The organism is Nordella sp. HKS 07 (assembly GCF_011046735.1).
Lineage (GTDB): Bacteria > Pseudomonadota > Alphaproteobacteria > Rhizobiales > Aestuariivirgaceae > Taklimakanibacter.
This window is the reverse complement of the sequence record NZ_CP049258.1, coordinates 669,314-688,392: the sequence shown is the minus strand read 5'-3', so window position 1 is coordinate 688,392 and position 19,079 is coordinate 669,314. Positions and strand designations below refer to the sequence as shown.

Here is a 19,079-nt window from a genome sequence, read left to right as displayed (position 1 = left end):
GTGTAAAAGCCTGCAACGGCCCCGGCGCGATGAGCGCAGCGGGGCCGGTTTCATGTCAGGACTGGGAAATTCATGGCGAATGTCGCGGTAGTGGGCGCCCAATGGGGCGATGAGGGCAAGGGCAAGATCGTCGACTGGCTGTCGGAGCGCGCCGATATCGTGGTGCGCTTCCAGGGCGGTCACAATGCCGGCCATACGCTTGTCATCGACGGCGTAACCTACAAGCTTTCGCTGCTCCCCTCCGGCATTGTGCGCAAGGGCAAGCTTTCGGTCATCGGCAATGGCGTCGTCATCGATCCCTGGGCGCTCGCCGCCGAGATCGACAAGCTCCAGGGCCAGGGGGTGACGGTCACCCGCGACAACCTGCGGATTGCCGGAAATGCGACGCTCATCCTGCCGTTGCATCGCGAACTCGACCAGATGCGCGAGGCGGCGGCGGGCGAAGGCAAGATCGGCACGACCGGGCGCGGCATCGGCCCCGCTTATGAGGACAAGGTCGGCCGGCGCTCCATCCGCGTGCATGATCTCGCCAATCTGGCGACGCTGGGGCCCAAGATCGAGCGCCTGCTCACCCACCATAATGCGTTGCGGCGCGGCCTCGGCCAGCCGGAAATCAGGGCCGATGAGCTCGCGAGCCAACTCGCCGAAGTGGCGCCCAAGCTCCTCAGCTATTCCGACGCGGTCTGGCACCTGCTCGACGAGGCGCGGCGCGACGGCAAGCGCATCCTGTTCGAAGGCGCGCAAGGCATCCTGCTCGACATCGATCACGGCACCTATCCTTATGTGACATCCTCCAACACGGTGGCGGGCCAGGCCTCGGCCGGCTCCGGCATGGGGCCATCCTCGATCGGCTATGTGCTCGGCATCGCCAAGGCCTATACGACGCGCGTCGGCTCGGGGCCGTTTCCGACCGAACAGCAGAACGAGATCGGCGAGCTCATCGGCCAGCGCGGCCGCGAATTCGGCACGGTGACGGGGCGCAAGCGCCGCTGCGGCTGGTTCGACGCGGTGCTGGTCAGGCAGACGATCACGGTCTCCGGCATCCATGGCATAGCACTCACCAAGCTCGACGTTCTGGACGGGCTGGAGGAGATCAAGGTCTGTGTCGCCTATGAGCTCGACGGCAAGCGCATCGACCGCCTGCCGGCCGCCGAAGAGGCGCAGAAGAATGTCGTGCCGGTCTATGAGACGCTCGAAGGCTGGCAAGAGACGACGGCAGGGGCGCGTTCCTGGGCCGATCTGCCGGCGCAGGCGATCAAATATGTGAAGTATCTCGAAGAGCTGATCGGCTGCCCGGTGGCGCTGCTCTCGACGTCGCCTGAACGCGACGACACGATCCTGATGAAGGACCCGTTCGAGGACTGATATGATCCGGCGCCTGATCCTCCTCGTCGGCGCCGGTCTTCTTTTCATTGTCCTGACGGCCTTCGCGCAACTGGGCGGCATCGTCTTTGTCGCCGGGCTCGTCATGGCCTCGTGGCTGCGCCGCGCCGGGGCGCGCAGATCGCTAGCGGTCCTCATCGCCATCGCCTTCTTCCTCACGGCCTTGCCGCTCGCCAATCTTCTCATCGCGCCGGCGCTCGCTTCGCTCAATGGCCGAGTCGCCTTGCCCTGCCGCGCCGGCTCACCGCCGTCCCATGCCGCTTTGTCGCCGATCTATTGCTTTCTCGGGCGGAACTATGCGCGACCCGAGGTCAAGACTTTGCTCGACGCCATGACGCGCGATCTCGGACAGGCCCATCCGGATCTCGTCGTCGCGACCCTCGGTATCGGCTTTCCCGTCATCGACGGCTTCCCGCTGCCGCCGCATCTTTCCCATGACGACGGACGGCGCATTGATCTCGCTTACTTCTACAAGGACGCGGCGGGCAATCCCGTGCCGCTCGCCGCACCGTCCTGTCTCGGCTATTGGGGCTTTGTGGCGCCGGCCGCCGGTGATGACGCCCTGTGCGCGGACAAGGTGCGCTGGCTGACTTTTCGATGGGACATGGACTGGTTCCAGGCCTTCCTGCGCAAGGACCTCGCGCTCGATGAGGAGAGAACGGCGGCCATGTTGCGCTGGCTGGTGGAGAAGGGGCCCGACTACGGCGTCAGCAAGATCCTGCTCGAGCCGCATTTGGCGGAACGGCTCGGGGTCGCCTCGCCGATGATCCGGTTCCAGGGCTGCCGCGCGGCGCGTCATGACGATCACATTCATGTCGAGGTTGAGCGATAGGCTTTCAATCTCGCAATCCGGGAGTTCGCCATGCAGCCGATCCTGCTCTTCAACCCGTCGCTGGCGCTCAAGATCGTTGTCGCGATCATCACCCTCGTGGCGCTGGTGCTGTTCATTCGCGCCTATTGGAAGAGCGGGAAGCTCTGATCGCCCTGATCGGAGGGCCGTTTAATTCCCTGATCGGGCCAGCCGGGAAACGGGACTCAGAATCGGGAGCAGCAACGATTCGGAGCTTTCCTGTTTTCGTCTTCCGGAATGGCCTCCTTCAATTCCGCAAGGTAACTCAGAAATCGTATTGACGTTTGTAGTCTGCGTTACGTCAGTTTCTTTCCAGAAACAGCAATTTGTGGCAAGAAAGACACATATTGCATGGAACTTTAATGGAAATCGCAAAAGCCGTTGCCGGGAACCGAAGGGAACAGGCAAAGGAGGTTTCTGTTTTCGAAATAGGGACGGCGATGCGTAAGATTTTTGTAGTGACGGCTGGATTGGGTTTTGTGTTTGCGGGAGCGGCACACGCCGCTGACCCTGATTTCGCCTCAGGATATGACTGGACTGGTCTCTATCTTGGCGTGCATGGCGGCTATGCCGACGCCGATTGGGATGGAACGACCGTCTATGATCCGGGCACTGGCCCGATGCCTGAGCTGTGGAACGATCCCGATCAGACCATCGGTGGGGACGGCTGGCTCGGCGGCGCGCAGGTCGGCTTCAACAAGCAGTTCGGCAACATCGTCGTCGGCCTGGAAGCCGACTATTCCTTCGCCGATGTCGACGGCGAGGACGATTTCAGGATGATCGACCCTGCCGCCCCCAACTGGAACGTCAAGGCCAAGCTCGATGAACTCGGCACTGTCCGCGCCAGGGTCGGCTTCGCCCTCGACAACGTTCTGTTCTACGGCACTGGCGGCCTCGCCTACGGCAAGACCGAGGCCGATCTGAAGGTCGCCCACCCTGAAGCGCCAGACACCCTCACTGCGCGCGGTTCGGCCGAGGAAGACCATATCGGCTGGACAGCCGGTGCCGGCGTCGAATGGGGTTTTGCCTCTAATTTCAGCCTCGGCGCGGAGTGGCTCTATATCGATCTCGGAGACGCGGATTACCGGCTTGCCGGCACGAACACTGTCGATCCGGGCAATCCCATCCCGCATACGACCGACAGCTTCCCGGCCGACCTGACCATGAATGTGTTCAGGGCGAAGATCAATTATCGCTTCTAGGCGGCCGTTTCTAATAGTTCTGTATTGCTACGCGGGGGGATTGCAGAAATGCGATCCCCCTGCGGCTTTTGCGTGGGCCCTACACGGAAACTTCGAAAACTTACTCCTTTCGCCGCATCCTCGGTGTTCTCCCGCATCGGATTCTCAAATCTCACATCCGCGCACGGAATGGCCAGCACAGATTTTGCCGTCGCTCGACGTCGTAGGATAGAAACGATATCGTTAGGGCAGTCGGAGGATGACGGGTGGGGGCGGCCATGAAAGCGTTTCTGATCGAAGGCTATGTGCATGCCGTGGGAGGTCTGTGGGCGGTGGTGAAGCTGTTCTGGCCTAGTCTCGGCGCGCTTATCGTTGTGTGCAGCGTCGCAGGCCCTCCCGCCGAAGCGGCCGAGACCTTGCGCGTCTACCGTCTCGACGGCAGCCGGCAATGCGAGGAAAAGACAGGCCGCAGCCTGGCTCGCGACGCGCAAGCCCTGCGCCGCCTCGGCATTGTCATCCGATCGATGAAGAAGCTGCAGCACCCGGGCATGATCACCATCCTGATGTGCGGAGCGCCATCGGCACGCGCCAATACCTACGTCATTCCAGCGGGCGACTGGCGCCGTTATCGCAAACAGCTGAAGAGTTTCCAGCTCTGGCCCAAGTGACGTTCCCGCGCGCTGAAAACCGTGATTTACAGGCGTTTACAGGGAAATACAGGCGTTATTGCAAAGTGGGCCGGCCACCTGAGCAATTTCAATGACTTGGCGGTGCGGTGGTCCGAAATAACAGGTGAAACGGGACCGCAGGCCACTATTTCATCGATCGTCAGACCTTTCGACCGGGTGGAGGCGTTTTGCATGAGAGAGACGTCCCTTCGTTCGCGACGTCAGGACTAGAACCCTTCCGCCATCCTGATATTTCCCGCCTCTCGCGCTTGTGCACAAGAATGCAAATGGGAATCGGTGAGGGGACGCATGATACCCAGACGAGCCCTCCCCGGCCTTCGGCGACCCTCTCCCATTGCTTCGCAACGGGCGAGGGGGAAATGAGGCGACGGCTGCGCGCGGCCGCTCAAGGTGACTCTCCCCGGCCACCTTGTTAAGCTCGCCATTGAGAATAGTTTCAGGAGGCCGCGGCATGGACAAGAAGCAGCAGTTCAATCTGTGGTACGTGGCGCTCGCCTTCGCGGGAATTCTCCTCCTCCAGGGCTGGTGGCAGACCTATCGCACTGTCGAGCCGCTCGCCTATTCGGACTATCTGGCGCTGCTCAAGAAGGGCGAGATCACCGAAGTCACGGTCAGCCAGAACACGATCGAAGGCAAGTTCAAGACACCGCAGAACGGCAAGGAGTTCTTCACCACCACGAGGGTCGAGCCCGACATCGCCAACGACCTCGCGCAGAACAATGTGAAGTTCTCCGGCCAGGTGAGCGACGGCTTCCTGTCCACGCTGCTCTCCTGGATCGTGCCGGTGCTGTTCTTCTTCGCTCTCTACATGTTCTTCTTCCGCCGCATCATCGACAAGCAGGGGCTGGGCGGCATGATGAATGTCGGCAAGTCCAAGGCCAAGGTCTATGTCGAGACAGATACCGGCGTCACCTTCGCCGATGTGGCGGGTGTCGACGAGGCGGAGGCCGAACTCGTCGAGATCGTCTCCTTTCTCAAGGACAAAGAGAAATATGAGCGCCTCGGCGCCACCATCCCGCGCGGCATATTGCTGGTGGGCCCGCCCGGCACCGGCAAGACGCTGATCGCCAGGGCTGTGGCGGGTGAGGCGAAAGTGCCGTTCTTCTCGATCTCGGGCTCGGAATTCGTCGAGATGTTCGTCGGCGTTGGTGCTGCCCGCGTGCGCGATCTCTTCGAGCAGGCGCGCAAGGCCGCACCCTGCATCATCTTCATCGACGAGCTCGACGCGCTCGGCAAAGCGCGCTCAGGTCCCAACTTCGGCGGCAATGACGAGAAGGAGCAGACGCTCAACCAGCTCCTCACCGAGCTCGACGGCTTCGATCCGAGAGAAGGCATCGTGCTGCTGGCCGCCACCAACCGTCCGGAGATCCTCGATCCGGCATTGCTGCGCGCTGGGCGCTTCGACCGGCAGGTGGTTGTAGACCGGCCCGACAAATCTGGCCGCGTCGAGATTCTCAAAATGCATATGAAGAAGATCAAGGCCGACAAGGATGTCGATCTCGAGCAGCTGGCGCAACTGACCACCGGCTTCGCCGGTGCCGATCTCGCCAATCTCATCAATGAGGCGGCGATCTTCGCGACCAGGCGCGGCGCCCCGAGCGTCACCATGGCGGATTTCCTCGCCGCCTTCGAGCGCCTCGTCGCCGGCAGCGAGAAGAAAAGCCGCGTGCTCAATCCGCAAGACAAGAAGCGCGTCGCCTATCACGAAATGGGCCATGCGCTGGCGGCCGCGACCCTTCCGGGGGCGGACCCGGTGCAGAAGATCTCCATCATCCCGCGCTCGATCGGGGCGCTCGGCTATACGATGCAGCGTCCGACCGAGGACAAGTTTCTGATCACGATGCAGGAGTTGAAGAACCGCATGGTGGTGCTGATGGCGGGGCGCGCGGCAGAGGAGCTGATCTTCAAGGAAATCTCGACCGGCGCCGCCGACGATATCACGCGTGCCACCGACATAGCGCGCCAGATCGTGACGCGCTTCGGCATGGTGAAGGAGCTTGGCCAAGCGGTGTTCGAGCGCCAGGGCTCAAGTTATCTCGCCGACAATGTGGTGGGTGTGCGCCAGAAGGATTACTCGGACGAAACGGCGCAGAAGATCGACCTCGCGGTCAAGAAACTGATCGATGAGGCCTATGCGCGGGCCAAGAAGATCCTGACGACACGGGCCAAGGACCTGGAGGCGGGCACACAGATCCTGCTCGAAAAGGAAACGATCACGCCCGAGGATTTCAAGGCACTGCTGCCGGTGAAGGCGGCCGCCGAATAGACACTGTTGCAGCGCCATGATTTGGATGCCATAGACGTGCCCTGTGTCGCGAGGTAATAGGGGTCTGGATTGCTCTCTCTGCATTATCGGGAGTCTCGGCGAGCGGAGTTCAAGGCCGGGGAAGATATATTCTTCAACCAGGAATTGAAAAGCTGGATTGTCTACAAGTCTGAGCTGGTCATCGACCTGCTGCGGGACGATAAGCGGCTCGTGGTGCCGCACACCGTTGCGAACATCAGAATCCTCGAGGCCCGCTACAAGCGGCAATTTCCCAATCTTATATTCGCGGTGAGCTGCATTCCCTTGCTGCTCGAGGGACAGGTTCATCGCGATATCCGGCGCGGCCTGGCCGACCTAATTTCGCGAGGCCGGCCGCGGATCACCGCCGCCATGCCGGATATGATGGCCCGCCATATCGCGCCGCTCGATCGCGAGGCCAATCCCGAATGGTTATCCACAGCGCTCTCGCCGCTCGTATCCGAGCTCTTCGCCCATATGTGCGGCTGCCCAGGCCCTCTCGCGTTTCCCAAGCTGGTCATCACGCGGCTGTTCGATAGCTTCGTCAGCCTTGCGGCTCTGGGCGAGGCCGAGAGGCAACTCGACCAATTGCGCCGGAGCCTCGCCGAGACGGCGCCGGATGTCGATCAGGCGCAGGCGGTGGCCCTTCTCGTGCTCGGGCGCGATTCGCTCCTCGGCACGCTCGCAACCTCCCTGCACGCGGTACTGCAGCAGAATCTGGGCCGGCGCTTCGCCGATATCGAGTTCCCCGAATTTCCGCCCGAAACCGGAGTCGCCATCGCCGAGCGGGTCGCTGCGGCCGAAATTCCGGTCGGCGCGCACAAGATCGCGGCCGGCGACCGGGTGAGGCTGTATTTCCAGCCCATAAGCGACAACGGCGGTGTCAACAAGCAGGCCCTGTTCGGCGCCGGTGTGCATTCCTGCCTCGGCCGTCCGATCTCCCTTGACGTCTGGCGCGCAATGATCGAGACCTTCGGCAGGTTTTCATCTCGGGTGGCCTCGGTTGCCTGTGAGTTCGAGCCGAGCAACATTTTCGTGATGCCGCGCCATCTGAGAACAGAGCATATCCAATGAGTGAGAAAATCGAAGCCGAGCTGCGCAATGTTTTGAATGAGCTGGGGCTTGTTCAAGACGTTGCCGGCGAGGTGGACGAAGATATCGTATTCGCCGACCTCAATGCCGACAGCCTGACGCTGATGGATCTCTGCGTCGCGCTCGAGGAGCGTTATGATTTCATCGTCGAGCCGGCGGATGTGATGAAGCAGGCGACCTTGAGCAATCTGGCGCGCTTCATTGCGACGCGGCGGCCCGAGCGCGCCTGAGTTCTCCCGTGAACGAGCGCAAGACACGGCTCGACGTCACGGTCATGGACAAGCCCGTGGTGATCAGCCTGCGGGAATGGCGCGTTGGACGGCCGAAAGGCCAGGTGATCTGCCTGCACGGTCTTGGCGTGAACGGCGCCGAATATGCGCCCATGGCGATGAGCCTCAACTCGGCCGGTTTCGATGTGCTGGCGCCCGACTGGATCGGCCATGGCGACAGCGATTATCTGAACGACCCCCGTGCCTATGACTGGACCTCCTATGTCAGATGTCTTGCCGCGATCGTTCAACGCTATCATGGGCCGGTGACACATTTTGTCGGAACCTCCTGGGGAGGGGGGATTCTCCTGTTATACCTGCTGTCGCTGAGCGTTCGCCCACGATCAGCGGTCCTCGTCGATGTCCCGGTCAGATCGGCGCCCGAAATACCTCTCTATGGCGAGAAGCTCGCGGTACTCATCGGTCAATCATTCTCTTCTGTGGCCGAGGGCAACGAATTCCTCGCGAAGGTGCGTCCGACACTGACGCGGGTGCCGAAAGAGTTCCAAGCCTATCTGGACCGTGAACGCTATCGCCTTCAGGACGGCCGCTTCGTCTTCAGCTTCGATCCCGAGACCGTGGCGCTGCGGGCGGGAAGTGCTGTCTGGAATTTCGATCATTTCGACAAGCTGAAGCGCCTCAGTTTCGATACGATGTTTCTCTATGGCGCCGCGAGCCCGCTTCGCTGGCCGGCGGAGTATGCGGCTTTTGCGGCCAAGTCGCCTCTTATCACCTATGTGGGCGACATGGCAGGCGGCCACCCGCCGATGCTGCTGTTCGAAGAACAGTTCGGCGTGATCGTGGATTATATCAAGACGAAGAATCCGGCGCGCTAACCGGGTCAAGACGCTCCGGCGCTCTAACTCTTTGATTTACGCATCGGCTCATCCGAGAACCGCTGCGCATGGTCGGGTCAAGCCCGACCACAGGCTTCTCGGGCCGATGCTCTAGAAATCACGTCCCTCGACGAAGAAGCCGTAGAGCGAGGTCAGGATGGTGATGCCGAGGATGACGAGCAGCCAGCCGACGAATATCTGCAACAGCTGGGAGACGACAAAGGCGATGATCGGATCGATCAACGCCAGCGCGAAGTCGAGGGCGAGGAAGGCGATCGCGATGCCAATCGCCAGAGAGAACTGAAACAGGATGACGAAGAAGATCGGCTGCTTGTTGCCGCGCGAGGCCGCCCAGGCGTGAGAGAGCGAGAAGTCGCGCCGGCCGAGCGCCACCGCCGGCAGCTTGACGCTGAGACGATAGATCGAGATCGACGCGAAGACGAGGCCGGCCAGCCCGATGAGGATGGCCGCTATGCTTGTGATGGTCGACAGAGACGCAAAGACCTGCAACAGCAGCACCAGGAGCAGAAAGGCAACGGCGACGATCAAGCCGATGAGCAGGATGTTGCCGAAATAGCGCCAGGTCAAACCGTCGAGGCGGAAGAGCTCGCTGCCGGTGGGGACCTGGTCGAGCAGAATATAACGGTGCCAATTGACAGCGATGGAGGCGAAGGCCAGCATGTTGATGAGGGCAATCACGAGAATGATCGGCATGAAGATGACGGGATGAACGTCGATGCCGCCGGCGACGGCGTAGCCGGAAAATGTAAGAATGCCGATGTTCACGACGGCAAGGACGACATACCACGGCCAGGAGATGCGGAAGGCGTAGCCGATATTGTTGCGCACACTGGTGAGGGCATGCTCGATGCAGAGTCCGGTCGGAAGCTGGCGGGTCATGGCGTGTTCCTGTGGATGTGGAGCTGGTCCGTCATCACGTCGGTGGCCGCGCGGTGTCAGAAATCGCGACCTTCGACGAAGAAGCCGTAAAGCGAGGTCAGGACGGTGATACTGAAGATGGTGATGATCCAGTTCGCCGCGAATTGCAGAGCGAAGGCGATGGCCGCGGCAAGCGTCGGGCTCACCACATGGAAGGCATAGCTTATTGCGCCGATGAGGACGATCGCGCCGAGGAAGAGTGCCACCTCGAACAGCGCCACCAGGAATATCGGCTGGAGATTGTCCTTGGTTGCGTTCATGGCGTGCTTCATCCCGAAATCACCGCGGCCAAGTGCTATCGCCGGCAGCTTCACGCTGAGCCGCAATGCCAGGGTGCTGACAACCGGAATTATGATGAGGAGAAGGAGGATCGGCAGGTAATCGGCCACATTGGCGAAGGCGATGCCGCCAATGATGCCGAGAGGAACGCCGATCACCATGCCGGCCGCCACCAGGATCACGAAGATCAGCAGCATGTTGCCGAAATAGCGCCAGGTCTTGTCATCGACACGCAGGATCCCGCGTGCATCGGGCACCTCGTCGAGCAGGATGTATCGGTGCCAGTTGACCGCGATGGACGCAAAAGCGAAACCGATGAGAAGGCCGCTGATCAGGCTGTTCAAGAGGTTGAGCCCGGGGGCTTCAAAGAGATTGCCGCCGGCGGCGTAGCTCAGGAGCAGATTCGCCACGATGATCAGCGGAATGACGATCACATACCAGGGCCAGCTGATGCGGAAGGCATAGGTCAGATTGTTGCGAACACTGTTGATGGCGTGCCGGATGCAGGTTCCGGCCGGAAGCTGGCGGGTCATAATGTCTCTCCCTCGTGCTTCCGCCATAAGAAAGCCCGAAGGCGCCGTCAAGGCGTGTCGCGACATGATCCAGGGACCCTCCATGAGCCAGACCCGTCGTTCCGTGCTAGGTGTTTTGCTTCTTCTCCCGGTGCTGGGGACGGGGGCCTTTTCGGGCGAGGCTGGTGCAGCCGGCGATTACGCCCAATATGCCCGCTCCGTGCTGGCGAGCCTGCCCGGAAACAGCCGGGCGAGGCCCGATTTCGAGGCCTATTTCGACAAGCTCGCCTCTTCCTACCGGCAGTCCAATGGGCGCAAGGGGCTCATCGCCAGCGACATGATGCGCGAGGCGGCCCGCGCCCAGGCGGCCGACATGATGTTCGCCGGGAAATCGCGCCATACGTCGCGTCAGGGGCATTCCTTCGGCCAGCGTTTCGACGCCTATGCGCAGGCCGATCTGATCTACAAAGCGCGCGGTGAAAATGCCGCCAGCGACCGCAAGAAGGGTCCGGCCGACCTCAGCAAAGCGAAGGGCCTATTCGATCTGTGGCTCGACAGCAGCGGCCACCGGCGCAATCTGATGAAGCGGGACTATGAATTCGTGTCGACCGGCGTGATCCAGCGCGGCGACGAATTATGGGCGGTGCAGATCTTCTGGTCGAAGCCGGTGCCGGCCGGCAGCAATCCGCTGATCATCGGGCAGTGAGGGGCCAAGTCATTTTTGATTTCGTCATCCCGGCGCAAGCCGGGATCCAATAAATTCTCGCAGCGCGGCCAACGCCGCCCGCTTGTGCTTATCTAATGGGTCCCGGCTTTCGCCGGGATGACGCGTTGGGTGCAGCGCAGACAGCACTGCCCGTTTGCTCCTATTCAATGGATCCCGGTTTTCGCCGCTATCGGATTCACATCTGATGACCGGCCTGCCGCTTTACCCTCGCCCTGCAAGCGAAGCGCAGCGGGGAGAGGGAAGGGGCCCGACGCGCAGCGGCGGGAAGGGTGAGGGGCACCGCCACCGACGCAGTGAGGCATACTTGTTGCGAGAGAGTTCAGTTGTCTGAGGTCGAACTCAATCTCGCAAAAGCCCCTCACCCTCCCATTGCTGTGCAATGGGCCCCTCCCTCTCCCCGCTAAAGCGGGGCGAGGGTAAGGACGCATCCCTCACGAGATGTGTGCATACGATACCTGCTTTCGCCGGGATGACGGGGAGAGAGCAAAGAAAAAGCGCCGCTCCGCGGGTGCGGAACGGCGCTTCGGATTGGTTACAGTTATACCCGGGCTTCGGCGGGCAAAGCGGCCTTCGGCGCCAGGGCCTTCTGGGCAGCGTTCTTCACCGCCTTCTGCACCTTCTCGAAGGCGCGGACCTCGATCTGGCGGATGCGCTCGCGCGATACGCCAAATTCCTGGCTCAGGTCCTCGAGCGTGGCGGGCTCCTCCGCCATGCGGCGCGCCTCGAAGACGCGGCGCTCGCGGTCGGTGAGCTTTTCGAGCGCCTCGCTCAGGAGGTCGAGACGCAGTCTCTTCTCCTCGCTTTCGACGAGGACGTCTTCCTGCGTGTCGGTGTCGTCGACCAGCCAGTCCTGCCATTCGCCCTCGGACTCGGCGCGCACCGGCGCGTTGAGCGAGGCGTCGCCCGACAGGCGGCGGTTCATCGACACAACATCTTCCTCAGGCACGCCCAGGCGGCGGGCGATCTCCTTGACCTGATCGGGGCGCAGATCGCCCTCGTCCAGAGCCTGGATCTGGCCCTTCACCTTGCGCAGGTTGAAGAACAGCTTCTTCTGGCTGGCCGTGGTGCCCATCTTCACGAGACTCCACGAGCGCAGGATGAATTCCTGGATCGAGGCCTTGATCCACCACATGGCGTAGGTCGCGAGCCTGAAGCCCTTGTCGGGCTCGAAGCGCTTGACCGCCTGCATGAGGCCGACATTGCCTTCCGACACGACTTCGGAAATGGGCAGGCCATAGCCGCGATAACCCATGGCGATCTTGGCCACGAGGCGCAAATGGGAGGTGACGAGCTTATGCGCAGCCTCGCGGTCGCCATGCTCTTTCCAGCGCTTGGCGAGCATGAACTCTTCGTCCGGCTGCAGCATCGGGAACTGGCGGATTTCCTGCAGATAGCGGGAAAGGCCGCCTTCGCTCGATACGCTCGGCAGTGCTGAAATAGGTCTGTTGGCCATGTTTTCCCCCCTTTCACGGGCCGGGCGAAGGCAGGGCCTTCTCCGGTGATGAGGATATAGGGTTCAATGTGCGAAATTTAAGACCGTTCCCCGAAAAAAAGAAACTAAACAAGTTGCAATATTGGATTGCACCCGGCGCAAGGCTGGAACAAGCGCGCAACTGACTGAAATATCAGAACTATTCCGGTTCTGTGGAGCTGGCGGACGCGGCCATGGACAAACTGTCGCTGGGATATATGAATAAGGAGCGCTTTTGCGGGGAAGCGGTCGATGACCTGGCTCTATTTCCTGTCTTTCCCTCTCCTGTTGCCGGTCCTGACGCTCATGACCGGGCTCGTCAGCGCGCTTCTGTGGTGGCTGCCCAAGCTGCCGTATCTCGCGCCCCTGATGCGCTGGGGCAAGGGCATGTCACCGGTGATCCAGGGCATCTGCGGCACGCTGTTCGTGCTCGCCACCACCTTCCTGTCGTCGAGCGTGTGGACGGCGGAGGACAAGGCCTATGAGGCGGTTGCCGTCGAGGCCCGCCAGGTGCGTCAGCTGCGCACGCTGGCGCATCTGTTCCCCGAGCCCAGGCGCTCGGAGCTCGTCGTTCTGGTCCATGAATATGCCGAGCAATCGGCGGCCGAATGGCCTCATATGACGGAGACCGGCGGCAGCCGCGCCGCGGAAGAGGTTCTCAACGCCCTTTATGGCGCCGCCGTATCTCTGGCGGGGAGCGAGCAGATGCTCTCCGACCAGATCATCCAGGCGCTCAACGCGGTAGGCGAGGCGCGCGAGCGTCGCCTCGACATCGCGCGCAACAGCGTCAATCAGGACCAGTGGGTCGTGATGCTGATCCTGGCGCTGATCCTGGGGGTGGCCGTCACCTTCGTGCATATCGACGACGACAGAGCGCGCGCCATAGCGCTGGCGCTCGTCACGGTCATGGTGGCGACGGCGCTGCTGCTCATGATCATGCATGACCGGCCCTTCATCGGCTATGAGGCGCTGGGCCCCGAGGCGATCCTCGCTGCGGCGAAGGGACTATGAGGATGAGGCCAGGGTATCGATGAGGGCGCTAAGATCAGGCGGCGGATCGCTCGCGAAAGACATAGGCTCGCCCGTGACCGGATGCTCGAAGCCCAGGACCGCGGCATGGAGCGCCTGGCGGCCCAGCGCCTTGAGCGCTGTTTGCGCAGTCTCGGGGAGCTTGTGGATGGCGGTCTTGAAGCCCCTGCCATAGGTCTCATCGCCCAAGAGCGGGTGACCGATATGGGCCATGTGCACGCGGATCTGATGGGTGCGGCCAGTTTCGAGCCGGCAGGTGAGGAGGCTCGCCACCGGGGGTGAGCCGAAGCTCTGCTCGACCTCATAATGGGTGATGGCGGCGCGGGCATGGGTATGGCGGGTGACGCTCATCTTCTCGCGCGCCGTCGCGTGGCGCCCGATCGGCGCGTCGACGGTGCCGCGCTGGCGCTCGAATGCGCCCCAGCAGACGGCGAGATAGGCGCGCTCAAGCCTGCCGTCGCGGCCATGGGCGGCGAATTGCTCAGAGAGGCCCTTATGGGCCTGGTCGGTCTTGGCGACGACGAGCAGGCCCGATGTGTCCTTGTCAAGGCGATGCACGATGCCCGGCCGTTTCACCCCGCCGATGCCGGAGAGGCTGTCGCCGCAATGGGCGAGGAGGGCGTTGACGAGGGTGCCCGAGTGATGGCCGGCGGCGGGATGGACGACGAGGCCCGCCGGCTTGTCGATGACGATGAGGGCCTCGTCCTCGTAGACGACATCGAGCGCGATGGCTTCAGGCTCGGGCTCGGCCGCGACGGGCGGTGGCAGACGCACCGTCACCCTGTCACCCGCTTTCATCTTGCGGCGCGCCTCGGTCGCGGGCGCCCCCTCGACATCAACGCACCCATTGGCAATAAGGGTCTGAAATCGCGACCGGCTCACTTCGGGGAACCGGTGCGGCAGAAAGCGGTCGAGCCGCTCGCCCGCGGCCTCGGGCGGGACGGCCGCTTCCAGAAATTCTAGCGATGGAGACATCATGACGGACAACCAGCAACCGGATATGGGGGATACCCCGCCGCAGCCGGGCTTACGATTCCTCGAATGGACCGTCTATATCATGGGCGGGCTGCTCGTCATCATGCTCGTGGTGCTGCTGGGCGGCATCGCCTGGAAGGCGACGCGCGCCAAGGCGCCGGAAGCGCCACCGAAAGCGAGCCTGGTCGAGATCGGCGTGCCGGCGGGTGCCACGATCGGAGCTGTCACGCTCGACGGAAACACCATGGCTGTGCAGGTGAGCGCCGGCGGCGCCCAAGAAGTGGTGGTCGTCGACACGAAGAAGGGTGTGATCGTCAGCCGGGTCAGGTTGAAGCCGGAGGGTCAGTGAGGGCGGGCACGCAAGGAGGCTTGCGCTTTCCCGTCTGTCCCCTTATATCGGGCCCCTCGAACAGTGCGCCCCCTTCGTCTAGCGGCCCAGGACGCGGCCCTCTCACGGCTGAAACAGGGGTTCGAGTCCCCTAGGGGGCGCCAATCTTTTCAAATAGTTAAGATCAAATCAGCCTTATCGTCGAATACCGGACGAATAAACGTCAGCACACGCGGGCACACGGAAAGCTCTGCTGCGCAAGGTCGAAGGTGAGCGCTGGTAGTGAAACGCCCTTGCCGACTTCCTGGTGCGCGTTTGAGGTGGTTCGAAATCCTCTCCGCCAGTTTTACGACCTAAATTATTGTTTTTATTTGTAATTTCTTAAGCACTTCTTTTTTCGTCCTAGGGTCCGTCCTAGTTTCGGCGTCCGGCGATTGAGGTTGAGTGCCCGTCGGATAGGCACTCACCGTCCCCTCTCCCGGCAGTCGAGGGCGCAACAAGCTGCCGCGATGTGGATACTGACTGGCTTCGTCGTCTTCGCGGTTGGTGGGTAATTGGCTGATAATCCTCAAGCCGCACTGGCTTCCGCCCGCGCGGTCATAGTCGATGGCGATACGATATGGGTTGGATCGGAAGAAATCCGTCAGCACGGAATAGATGCGCCCGAGCCAGCGCAAAGATGCCAGCTGCCGAAGGGATTGCTCCAAGGCTGCCATTGCCGCCTTGGCTGCCAGGGTCGAGGGCAAGACGGTTAGCTGCGTTGGCCACGAGCGCGATACCTATGGAAGATTAATTGCCCGCTGCTCGACGGACGAGCCCGACATTGGCGCAAAGCTTGTATCAGCGGGCCTGGCCTGGGCCTTCGTCAAATAAGGAGAGGTTTGTCTCGCCCGCGTCGAGGTCGGGCCCTCGGCGTTCAACCATTTCGTTGGGACTCCAACCGCCCCGAATGTGAGGGATCGCTGAGGGTAGCCGCGCTAAGCGGTGCCCGTGCGGTCGCAGAAAAAGAATGCATCCAGCTGTTCGGGGGCAAGCTTCTTAGCCAGCTCGGCCGCGGCGTCCATCTCTGATGAACTCAGACTCTCCGTCGCACCAGCCATCGGTAGACTCCTGTAGTCGTCGGGATAGTGCCGGCGAAGCAGCAGGATGTCACGCACCTCCCTTGGCAGAACGCGGCGGAACATCCAAGCAACGTTCGGCATCGTGTAGGATATTCCCTCGTCCTCCAGGGCAAGCGTGACAGCCACATGCATGGCATCTGAAAAGATGACATCCTCATGCAGGTTGTCGCGCTTTCCAATCTCAGAGGCGAGCCGTTTTGCCTCGTGATATTCGGAAAATCCACTGAAGATGCTTGGTTGTGGTTTCCCGGTCTTTCTCCGCTTGCCCAAACGGATCTCCCCAAAAGCAGCAACCGAATCGGCGCTCCCACCCGCACATAGTGCAGGATATGTTGTCAACAGCAAGTTAACGACTAGGAGGAGGGTGCTTGGACCGCGGCGAGCGTCACAAGGAGCACGTTTTGAACGGCACGCGGGCCCGTTGACTAACGGATGCGACGGGCGGACCTGACCAGTCTGTTCTGGTCAGGCCGCCAATCTTCAGAGTCTACCTATACGGCATAACCAAGGAATGCCTTGGCCTTGGCAATTTCGGCATCCCACTTCGTGAGCTGCTCTGGTGTAAGGAACTCTACCACGCGCTCGCGCAGAGGAGCACGAGCCCCCTTCAGCTTCGCAATCACGTCGGCTTTGGTGATATCCGGATTGTTCTTGCGAATTTCATCAAGTTTCTCGCGAGCACTCTCCAGCGCAGACTTCAATCGGGTTTTTTGGTCTTCTGATAGATTCAGATCCGTAGCGAAATGCTTCAACTCACTCTGTACAGCTTCCATGGATTCAGGGCTTAAATTCATTTCAATATTCCTTAATGGAAATGAGTGGGAACCCAACTTGCGTCGGGCCGTGAATGAGGATGGGAGAGTAGTTTGACTGAATCTCGCGGCCATCCTCCAATGGAGGCACGGTTATTGTGCCACACTCAGTCAATTACTACATATGGTGATCGATCAAACCGCTTTCAAGGGACGACCCTCCGTTTTTGAAGCTGATCCCTTGGCGAACCGGTAATTTCAGAATAGTGGCCCTTTCATCTCTGAACCAATCGAAGTGTTCACCTCGATTGTCAGTAGAGAAGTCCGTTACAGTTATGACAAGGCGGATGCGAATTGGCGGGTTGAGGAAGGGAGAGGCCACGAACACCGAGCATGAGCGGGGCAAAAAGGCCGCGCGTGTTTGTCGTTCATAGTCGATGACTCTCCGAATAACCTCAGTACTCGCTGAACATGCGCTGGATTTCCTTAACGTCCTTGGTCTTCAGCAATGCTTCCTGCAACAGCACACGTGATTTCGGCGGATTGATCTCAAGGGACGCGACGAAGCCGTATTTGTCATCGTCGACCTCGTTGTTACGATACGTGATCCCGCTTGGCAGCCGTGAGCTGCGCACGATCACGACACCGCTCCTGGCCGCGGCGGCGCAACGCTCGAGCGCCTGCTGGGTCATGTTGCCGTCGCCCACACCTTCAATAACGAGGCCCTTGGCGCCATTCTTGGCAGCCTCATCGATCAGGTCGGTGCTCATGTTGGCGTGGGAGTAGATGATGTCGACGCGCGGTAATGCTTTGACGTCCGCGATCGAAAACTCGCTCTTCGGTCCGCGTCGCCCGCTCGGAACTCCAAACCACGTGATCTTCCCCGTGTTGACGAGCCCCGCTGGTCCGCGATTCAGGCTGCCGAACGTCTGCACGCTCGAAGTGTTGGTCTTGGTCACTTCCCGCGCCGCGTGGATCGTGTCATTCAATGCCACGAGCACGCCGCGTCCGTTGGACCTCGGATCCGCGGCGATGGCCATGGCGGTTGTACAGATTCATCGGGCCGTCGGCACTGATCGCGGTCGCCGGGCGCATCGAGCCCGCCATCACAACCGGCTTGTCGCTCTTGACAACGAGATCAAGGAACTTCTCTTCGAGCGTATCCGTGCCGTGCGTGATGACGACGCCGTCGACGTCGGACTGAGCCAGCACTTCGTTCAAGCGCTTGGCGAGCTTGAGCCAGACCTCGTCATTCATGTCCTGGCTGCCGATATTGACGATCTGCTCGCCAGTGATATCGGCCAGGTCCTTCATCTGCGGCACCGCATTGATGAGATCCTCAACGTTGAACGCGCCCGACTTGTAGCCGTATTGGGCCTGGCTCGCTTGCGCACCCGCAATCGTGCCGCCGGTGGCCAGGATCATGATGCGTGGTTTTGCGGCTTCGGCTGTGAGCGCCGACAGCGCGAGAACCGCAATCAACAGTGCCATTAGCCATACATGATCGATGATTCGCTGAGTATTCATGACATGACTTCCTTGGTCAGGTCGATTATATTGGCGCGATCAACCTGCTATCCGCCTTGAGGTTCAACAGCGCCTGCGGCGAGGTCTCACCTAACGGACTGGCGCTCCCCGTTCCTGAAGATTCCGCGTTAGCTGTCCCGAGACAAGTTCATTCCCTTCAGAGCCTGCCCGGAACCTACCCCAATCCGCTTCACGAGCGACATCGCTTGTGCCATGGATATGTTGAGCGGCAGCGTCCGATTGGCAGGAAGATACATCACATTGCCGGACATTGGCGTTGGTGCCTGCGGCAAAAACACGGCGACCCAGTCTGCTTCCAAACCTTCCAGCAAGTAACCGATCTGCCAACCGTCCTCGATGGACACAAGGACCGGCTTTACGCTTTCAGCACCTTCGACATGAGCGAGGCCTTCGCCAAGACTCTTGACTAGCTGATATTGCGGCAAGCCACCAAATAGTGAATCTTCAAACCACTGCAGGGTTGCCTTGCCGTATCGTGTCCGAGCTAAGAGGCCGGCACCTAGCGAGATGACGATCAAAATCAATGCTGCCAGCAGTGAGGCCATTCCAATCCCGAGGAATGTGGGCGGGAGATGGGAAATAGCCGGTTTTGCAATTTTGGCTGCTGCCTGCATTGCCTTGCCGAGAACTAACGCGAGAAGAATAATCGGCAGAAGAAAGAGCAGTCCACCAATGATCGTTGCCTTAAGGTAGCCGAAAACGGCTCGACCAAACCCTGCACCGTTCGTAGACATCGCGCATCCTCCTTACTCTAAGCGAAGGATTCGCCCGCGATTTGTGTGGACTAAACCTCAGCTTCGAGTTTGGTCGGGAA

The 19,079-nt window shown here is 60.9% G+C and carries 22 protein-coding genes and 1 tRNA gene; 13 read left to right on the top strand and 10 right to left on the bottom strand.

All coding sequences use genetic code 11. The features are described 5' to 3' along the window. Positions 1-72: 72 nt before the first annotated feature. The 8 genes from G5V57_RS03285 (at position 73) to G5V57_RS03250 (ending at position 8,584) form a co-directional block, all read left to right on the top strand. Positions 73-1,365: an adenylosuccinate synthase gene (locus G5V57_RS03285; protein ID WP_165166175.1), complete on the top strand. Its 1,293-nt coding sequence runs from the start codon at positions 73-75 to the stop codon at positions 1,363-1,365. Between the two features lies 1 nt (position 1,366). Next, the gene (locus G5V57_RS03280; protein ID WP_165166174.1) at positions 1,367-2,215 is read left to right on the top strand and encodes a hypothetical protein; all 849 of its coding nucleotides are present in this window, start codon (positions 1,367-1,369) and stop codon (positions 2,213-2,215) included. Positions 2,216-2,673: 458 nt separating this feature from the next. Further along, a complete protein-coding gene (locus G5V57_RS03275) occupies positions 2,674-3,435 on the top strand; it encodes an outer membrane protein (RefSeq protein WP_165166173.1) in 762 nt (253 codons plus the stop codon). 257 nt (positions 3,436-3,692) lie between these two features. Next, a complete protein-coding gene (locus tag G5V57_RS03270; protein ID WP_165166172.1) occupies positions 3,693-4,082 on the top strand; it encodes a hypothetical protein in 390 nt (129 codons plus the stop codon). A gap of 472 nt (positions 4,083-4,554) precedes the next feature. Next, a complete protein-coding gene (gene ftsH, locus G5V57_RS03265) occupies positions 4,555-6,369 on the top strand; it encodes an ATP-dependent zinc metalloprotease FtsH (protein ID WP_165166171.1) in 1,815 nt (604 codons plus the stop codon). 144 nt (positions 6,370-6,513) lie between these two features. Continuing rightward, on the top strand, positions 6,514-7,461 hold the full coding sequence (locus tag G5V57_RS03260; RefSeq protein WP_165166170.1) for a hypothetical protein: 948 nt from the start codon (positions 6,514-6,516) through the stop codon (positions 7,459-7,461). Next, the gene (locus tag G5V57_RS03255; protein WP_165166169.1) at positions 7,458-7,709 is read left to right on the top strand and encodes an acyl carrier protein; all 252 of its coding nucleotides are present in this window, start codon (positions 7,458-7,460) and stop codon (positions 7,707-7,709) included. Before G5V57_RS03260 ends, G5V57_RS03255 begins: the two co-directional genes overlap by 4 nt. 8 nt (positions 7,710-7,717) lie before the next feature. Further along, complete coding sequence (locus G5V57_RS03250) at positions 7,718-8,584, top strand: alpha/beta fold hydrolase (protein WP_165166168.1); 867 nt, start codon at positions 7,718-7,720, stop codon at positions 8,582-8,584. A 111-nt stretch (positions 8,585-8,695) separates the two neighbouring features. Here G5V57_RS03250 and G5V57_RS03245 read toward each other — a convergent pair whose 3' ends face one another. Both G5V57_RS03245 and G5V57_RS03240 read right to left on the bottom strand, forming a co-directional pair. Continuing rightward, entirely contained in the window at positions 8,696-9,484 is a 789-nt protein-coding gene (locus G5V57_RS03245) for a hypothetical protein (protein ID WP_165166167.1), read from the bottom strand. Between the two features lie 56 nt (positions 9,485-9,540). After that, positions 9,541-10,335, bottom strand: a complete 795-nt coding sequence (locus tag G5V57_RS03240) for a hypothetical protein (protein WP_165166166.1) — start codon at positions 10,333-10,335, stop codon at positions 9,541-9,543. An 82-nt stretch (positions 10,336-10,417) separates the two neighbouring features. On the opposite strand from G5V57_RS03240, the gene G5V57_RS03235 reads away from it, so the two are divergent. Further along, positions 10,418-11,020, top strand: coding sequence for a CAP domain-containing protein (locus G5V57_RS03235; protein ID WP_165166165.1), 603 nt, complete (start codon positions 10,418-10,420; stop codon positions 11,018-11,020). A gap of 559 nt (positions 11,021-11,579) precedes the next feature. Here the strand turns inward: G5V57_RS03235 and rpoH are convergent. Further along, the gene (gene rpoH / locus G5V57_RS03230; RefSeq protein ID WP_165166164.1) at positions 11,580-12,494 is read right to left on the bottom strand and encodes an RNA polymerase sigma factor RpoH; all 915 of its coding nucleotides are present in this window, start codon (positions 12,492-12,494) and stop codon (positions 11,580-11,582) included. Between the two features lie 270 nt (positions 12,495-12,764). On the opposite strand from rpoH, the gene G5V57_RS03225 reads away from it, so the two are divergent. Further along, on the top strand, positions 12,765-13,523 hold the full coding sequence (locus G5V57_RS03225) for a DUF4239 domain-containing protein (protein WP_165166163.1): 759 nt from the start codon (positions 12,765-12,767) through the stop codon (positions 13,521-13,523). Here G5V57_RS03225 and G5V57_RS03220 read toward each other — a convergent pair. Continuing rightward, complete coding sequence (locus G5V57_RS03220) at positions 13,518-14,519, bottom strand: RluA family pseudouridine synthase (RefSeq protein WP_165166162.1); 1,002 nt, start codon at positions 14,517-14,519, stop codon at positions 13,518-13,520. The two genes, G5V57_RS03225 and G5V57_RS03220, sit on opposite strands and share 6 nt — an antisense overlap. On the opposite strand from G5V57_RS03220, the gene G5V57_RS03215 reads away from it, so the two are divergent. Next, positions 14,518-14,865, top strand: a complete 348-nt coding sequence (locus G5V57_RS03215) for a DUF6476 family protein (RefSeq protein WP_165166161.1) — start codon at positions 14,518-14,520, stop codon at positions 14,863-14,865. The genes G5V57_RS03220 and G5V57_RS03215 overlap by 2 nt on opposite strands. 67 nt (positions 14,866-14,932) lie before the next feature. Further along, a tRNA-Glu gene (locus G5V57_RS03210) sits at positions 14,933-15,008 on the top strand. A 189-nt stretch (positions 15,009-15,197) separates the two neighbouring features. Here G5V57_RS03210 and G5V57_RS03205 read toward each other — a convergent pair. Continuing rightward, on the bottom strand, positions 15,198-15,560 hold the full coding sequence (locus G5V57_RS03205) for a hypothetical protein (protein WP_165165497.1): 363 nt from the start codon (positions 15,558-15,560) through the stop codon (positions 15,198-15,200). On the opposite strand from G5V57_RS03205, the gene G5V57_RS35100 reads away from it, so the two are divergent. After that, positions 15,502-15,717: a thermonuclease family protein gene (locus tag G5V57_RS35100; protein ID WP_165166160.1), complete on the top strand. Its 216-nt coding sequence runs from the start codon at positions 15,502-15,504 to the stop codon at positions 15,715-15,717. The two genes, G5V57_RS03205 and G5V57_RS35100, sit on opposite strands and share 59 nt — an antisense overlap. 104 nt (positions 15,718-15,821) lie before the next feature. Here G5V57_RS35100 and G5V57_RS03195 read toward each other — a convergent pair whose 3' ends face one another. The 5 genes from G5V57_RS03195 to G5V57_RS03180 all read right to left on the bottom strand — a co-directional run bounded on the left by G5V57_RS03195 (position 15,822) and on the right by G5V57_RS03180 (position 18,999). Beyond that, a complete protein-coding gene (locus tag G5V57_RS03195; RefSeq protein WP_165166159.1) occupies positions 15,822-16,235 on the bottom strand; it encodes a hypothetical protein in 414 nt (137 codons plus the stop codon). A gap of 221 nt (positions 16,236-16,456) precedes the next feature. Further along, the gene (locus G5V57_RS03190; protein ID WP_165166158.1) at positions 16,457-16,759 is read right to left on the bottom strand and encodes a hypothetical protein; all 303 of its coding nucleotides are present in this window, start codon (positions 16,757-16,759) and stop codon (positions 16,457-16,459) included. Between the two features lie 413 nt (positions 16,760-17,172). Next, a complete protein-coding gene (locus G5V57_RS34760; RefSeq protein ID WP_256378638.1) occupies positions 17,173-17,757 on the bottom strand; it encodes an asparaginase domain-containing protein in 585 nt (194 codons plus the stop codon). Continuing rightward, positions 17,699-18,244: an asparaginase domain-containing protein gene (locus G5V57_RS34170; protein WP_256378637.1), complete on the bottom strand. Its 546-nt coding sequence runs from the start codon at positions 18,242-18,244 to the stop codon at positions 17,699-17,701. Before G5V57_RS34170 ends, G5V57_RS34760 begins: the two co-directional genes overlap by 59 nt. 128 nt (positions 18,245-18,372) lie before the next feature. After that, positions 18,373-18,999: a DUF502 domain-containing protein gene (locus G5V57_RS03180; RefSeq protein WP_165166157.1), complete on the bottom strand. Its 627-nt coding sequence runs from the start codon at positions 18,997-18,999 to the stop codon at positions 18,373-18,375. Between the last annotated feature and the right edge of the window lie 80 nt (positions 19,000-19,079).

Bases quoted from the DNA above. Each gene is read 5' to 3' on its own strand.
- G5V57_RS03285 (WP_165166175.1), top strand. From the start codon at position 73: ATGGCGAATGTCGCGGTAGTGGGCGCCCAATGGGGCGATGAGGGCAAG.
- G5V57_RS03280 (WP_165166174.1), top strand. From the start codon at position 1,367: ATGATCCGGCGCCTGATCCTCCTCGTCGGCGCCGGTCTTCTTTTCATT.
- G5V57_RS03275 (WP_165166173.1), top strand. From the start codon at position 2,674: ATGCGTAAGATTTTTGTAGTGACGGCTGGATTGGGTTTTGTGTTTGCG.
- G5V57_RS03270 (WP_165166172.1), top strand. From the start codon at position 3,693: ATGAAAGCGTTTCTGATCGAAGGCTATGTGCATGCCGTGGGAGGTCTG.
- ftsH (WP_165166171.1), top strand. From the start codon at position 4,555: ATGGACAAGAAGCAGCAGTTCAATCTGTGGTACGTGGCGCTCGCCTTC.
- G5V57_RS03255 (WP_165166169.1), top strand. From the start codon at position 7,458: ATGAGTGAGAAAATCGAAGCCGAGCTGCGCAATGTTTTGAATGAGCTG.
- G5V57_RS03245 (WP_165166167.1), bottom strand. From the start codon at position 9,484: ATGACCCGCCAGCTTCCGACCGGACTCTGCATCGAGCATGCCCTCACC.
- G5V57_RS03240 (WP_165166166.1), bottom strand. From the start codon at position 10,335: ATGACCCGCCAGCTTCCGGCCGGAACCTGCATCCGGCACGCCATCAAC.
- G5V57_RS03235 (WP_165166165.1), top strand. From the start codon at position 10,418: ATGAGCCAGACCCGTCGTTCCGTGCTAGGTGTTTTGCTTCTTCTCCCG.
- rpoH (WP_165166164.1), bottom strand. From the start codon at position 12,494: ATGGCCAACAGACCTATTTCAGCACTGCCGAGCGTATCGAGCGAAGGC.
- G5V57_RS03225 (WP_165166163.1), top strand. From the start codon at position 12,765: ATGACCTGGCTCTATTTCCTGTCTTTCCCTCTCCTGTTGCCGGTCCTG.
- G5V57_RS03215 (WP_165166161.1), top strand. From the start codon at position 14,518: ATGACGGACAACCAGCAACCGGATATGGGGGATACCCCGCCGCAGCCG.
- G5V57_RS03220 (WP_165166162.1), bottom strand. From the start codon at position 14,519: ATGATGTCTCCATCGCTAGAATTTCTGGAAGCGGCCGTCCCGCCCGAG.
- G5V57_RS35100 (WP_165166160.1), top strand. From the start codon at position 15,502: ATGCGCCCGAGCCAGCGCAAAGATGCCAGCTGCCGAAGGGATTGCTCC.
- G5V57_RS03205 (WP_165165497.1), bottom strand. From the start codon at position 15,560: ATGGCAGCCTTGGAGCAATCCCTTCGGCAGCTGGCATCTTTGCGCTGG.
- G5V57_RS03190 (WP_165166158.1), bottom strand. From the start codon at position 16,759: ATGAATTTAAGCCCTGAATCCATGGAAGCTGTACAGAGTGAGTTGAAG.
- G5V57_RS34760 (WP_256378638.1), bottom strand. From the start codon at position 17,757: ATGGCCATCGCCGCGGATCCGAGGTCCAACGGACGCGGCGTGCTCGTG.
- G5V57_RS34170 (WP_256378637.1), bottom strand. From the start codon at position 18,244: ATGAATACTCAGCGAATCATCGATCATGTATGGCTAATGGCACTGTTG.
- G5V57_RS03180 (WP_165166157.1), bottom strand. From the start codon at position 18,999: ATGTCTACGAACGGTGCAGGGTTTGGTCGAGCCGTTTTCGGCTACCTT.